This window comes from Streptomyces sp. NPDC057654 (genome assembly GCF_042800135.1).
In the GTDB taxonomy this organism is placed as follows: Bacteria; Actinomycetota; Actinomycetes; order Streptomycetales; family Streptomycetaceae; genus Streptomyces.
Genome location: NZ_JBHVHQ010001015.1, coordinates 1 through 2,838 on the forward strand (window position 1 = coordinate 1; position 2,838 = coordinate 2,838).

Annotated in this window: 4 protein-coding genes; 3 read left to right on the forward strand and 1 reads right to left on the reverse strand. The window is 71.9% G+C overall.

Annotated elements, in window-relative coordinates:
- Positions 1-132: 132 nt before the first annotated feature.
- Positions 133-1,131 carry an alpha/beta fold hydrolase gene (locus tag ACFU99_RS39735; RefSeq protein WP_384402436.1) on the reverse strand — a complete coding sequence of 333 codons (999 nt, stop codon included), beginning with the start codon at positions 1,129-1,131 and terminating at the stop codon, positions 133-135.
- A gap of 152 nt (positions 1,132-1,283) precedes the next feature.
- On the opposite strand from ACFU99_RS39735, the gene ACFU99_RS39740 reads away from it, so the two are divergent.
- The 3 genes from ACFU99_RS39740 (at position 1,284) to ACFU99_RS39750 (ending at position 2,752) form a co-directional block, all read left to right on the forward strand.
- On the forward strand, positions 1,284-1,541 hold the full coding sequence (locus tag ACFU99_RS39740) for a hypothetical protein (RefSeq protein WP_384402439.1): 258 nt from the start codon (positions 1,284-1,286) through the stop codon (positions 1,539-1,541).
- 197 nt (positions 1,542-1,738) lie between these two features.
- Entirely contained in the window at positions 1,739-2,377 is a 639-nt protein-coding gene (locus ACFU99_RS39745) for a TetR/AcrR family transcriptional regulator (RefSeq protein ID WP_363227393.1), read from the forward strand.
- Positions 2,378-2,524: 147 nt separating this feature from the next.
- Positions 2,525-2,752, forward strand: coding sequence for a DUF3107 domain-containing protein (locus ACFU99_RS39750; protein ID WP_384402442.1), 228 nt, complete (start codon positions 2,525-2,527; stop codon positions 2,750-2,752).
- The last annotated feature ends 86 nt before the right edge of the window (positions 2,753-2,838 follow it).

Genomic DNA, 2,838 nt, shown 5'->3' on the forward strand with positions numbered 1-2,838 from the left:
GCCCCGTTCCCGGTCTCGGCCTCGTTCCGGGGCGCTCTGCGGCGACGGCCCGTGCCGGGCGCGGCGGGCGCCGTCGGCTGCGGGGCGTCCGCCGCTTTTGAGCGCCCCGCGCCGGAGCCGCGCGCGCTGTGTTTACCCACGGGGCGCCCCGCCCCCTCCCGTGCCGCGGGCGTGCCGCGCATCGACGTCGTCCAGCAGTTCCTCGAAGGCCCGCGCCACTGTCTCCGGCTCCTCCATCATCGCGACGTGTCCCGCTTCGACGAGCTCCAGCAGCCGCGAGTCCCGGAAGGACCGGCCGGCCCGGCGCGCCATACGGAAACCGACCAATTGGTCCCGCATGCCGTAAACGAGCAGAGTGGGCGCGAGGACTCGCTCCGCCTGCCGCCAGAGGGAATGCTGCCCGCCGAGGGTATAGGCGTCGACGATGCCACGCGCCGAACGCATCATCACGTCCCAGAAGTAAGGGAGCCCGAGCCGCCGCTCGTATTCGGCCACGGCGTCCTCGAAGGTCTCCGCCGACACGCGCCGCGGGTCGCCGTAGCAGAGCGCGAGCACCTCGCGGGTGTGCCGCTCCGGACTCCAGCCCTTGGTGGCGCGGATGAAGAGCGGCATGATCCCCGGCACGGCCAGTATCGCCGTGGGCACGGCGGTGCGCTGCGGGCGCAGCTCGGGCAGCGCGGGCGAGATGAGCGTGGCCGTACGGACCAGGTCCGGCCGTACCGCGGCGACGCGGGTGGCGACGGCGCCGCCCAGCGAGTTCCCGAACAGGTGCACCGGGCCGCGCTCGCTCGCGTCGAGATAGCGGATGACGGCCCGCGCGTGTGCGGTGATGGAGTAGTCGCCGTCGTCGGGCGGCGGGGAGTGGCCGAACCCCGGCAGGTCGAGGGCCTCGCCGTCCACCCGGTGCGCGAGCCGCGCCATCAGGTCGGACCAGTTCATCGACGAGCCGCCGAGCCCGTGCACGTACAGGGCGGGCGCCAGCCCCTCGGCCAGCGGCGGCCGGGAGCGGACGGCCAGGCTGAGGCCGGGCAGGGTCACGGTCCGCAGCGCCTCCCCCGCGCCGCTTCGGATCGAGCCCCCGGGCGGCACCGTGGGGACAGTGCGGGCATCCGGCGACTCGGTCGAAGACATGCGGGCAATGTTACGAGACGATCACGCCGCAAGCTCGTGTGTCCGCCGTCACAGATCGCGTGGCGGGCCGGACCCGCCTCTCCTAGGCTCGGACGCAGGGGCGCTCGCCCGGCATCCCGTGTGAGGGCCGCGCACCTGGGAAAGGGGCCACCATGCCTGTAGACCCGACCGACCCCGAGACCTTCGACGAATACGCCGACGACTACACCGGCGGCGGTGACAGCGGCGGCGCGTCCGGCGCGTCGGAGATCGGCGTCGAGGCCCCCGAAGCCGACACCGCCGAGCAGCAGACCGATCTCACCCAGCGCCGCGACGAGCCCATGACCGGAGCCGATCTCGACGCGGCCGACCCCGGGGACGTGGCCGAGCAGGCCCGCGTGGTCGAGACCGACGAGGACGACTACCGGTAGCCGCCCGATCACGGCGACTGGCGGTAACCACCCAACCACGAGCGAGAAGGGTGTTTTGTCGGCAATCTCGGATTTGTCGATATCCCACTGTGCTCAGAGCGTGAAATTCTCCGCCCGGACCGCGCGCCGGCCTGTTACCCAAAAGTACGATGGCGGGCGCGGTGCACACCGTGCATGGATTGATCTTGGGAGGCGGCGTGACAGCCATCGAGCAGACCGAGGCGCGCCCGCGGGGCACGCGCCTGCCGCGCCGGGCCCGACGCAACCAGCTTCTGGGCGCGGCCCAGGAGGTATTCGTCGCGCAGGGCTACCACGCGGCGGCGATGGACGACATCGCCGAGCGCGCCGGCGTCAGCAAGCCGGTCCTCTACCAGCACTTCCCCGGCAAGCTGGACCTCTATCTGGCCCTGCTGGACCAGCACTGCGAGGCCCTGCTGCACGCGGTGCGCACGGCCCTCGCGTCCACGACCGACAACAAACTGCGCGTCGCCGCGACGATGGACGCCTACTTCGCGTACGTGGAGGAGGAGGGCGGCGCGTTCCGGCTCGTCTTCGAGTCCGACCTGACGAACGAGCCCGCGGTGCGCGAGCGCGTCGACAAGGTGTCGCTGGAGTGCGCGGAGGCGATCTGCGCCGTCATCGCCGAGGACACCGGCCTCTCCAAGGACGAGTCGATGCTGCTGGCCGTGGGGCTCGGCGGCGTCTCCCAGGTCGTCGCCCGCTACTGGCTCTCCAGCGGCAGCACGGTCCCGCGCGATACCGCGGTGCAATTGCTCACGTCGCTGGCCTGGCGCGGCATCGCCGGCTTCCCGCTGCACGGCACGGACGGCGCGTAGCGCTCCGCTCCGGCCGCCGGCCGTTGATCCTCTGTTCGCTGCGGGCGTGCGGCCCGCGCCCCGCCACGCGCCCGTACCGGGCTAATGTGTGCTGCGTACGGCGCGGCTGACCGCGTACCCATACTGACCATCGGAGGGACAAAAGCCGTGGAGGTCAAGATCGGCGTGCAGCACGCGCCCCGCGAGATCGTTCTGGAGAGCGGGCAGTCTGCCGAGGATGTCGAGCGCGCGGTGGCCGAGGCGCTGGGCGGCAAGGCGCAGCTGCTGAGCCTCACGGACGAGCACGGACGCAAGGTCCTGGTGCCGGCCGACCGACTCGCGTATGTCGAGATCGGCGAGCCGACCGCCCGCAAGGTCGGTTTCAGCGCGCTCTGAGCAGCGTGCGGTGTTCTCAATGTTTTAGACGTTCGGCGTTCGGCGCCTGACGTTCAGCGTTCGACGGCGGGGCCCCGGTGGGAATC

Coding starts and splice junctions, on each gene's coding strand:
- ACFU99_RS39735 (WP_384402436.1), bottom strand. CDS start 1,131: ATGTCTTCGACCGAGTCGCCGGATGCCCGCACTGTCCCCACGGTGCCG.
- ACFU99_RS39740 (WP_384402439.1), top strand. CDS start 1,284: ATGCCTGTAGACCCGACCGACCCCGAGACCTTCGACGAATACGCCGAC.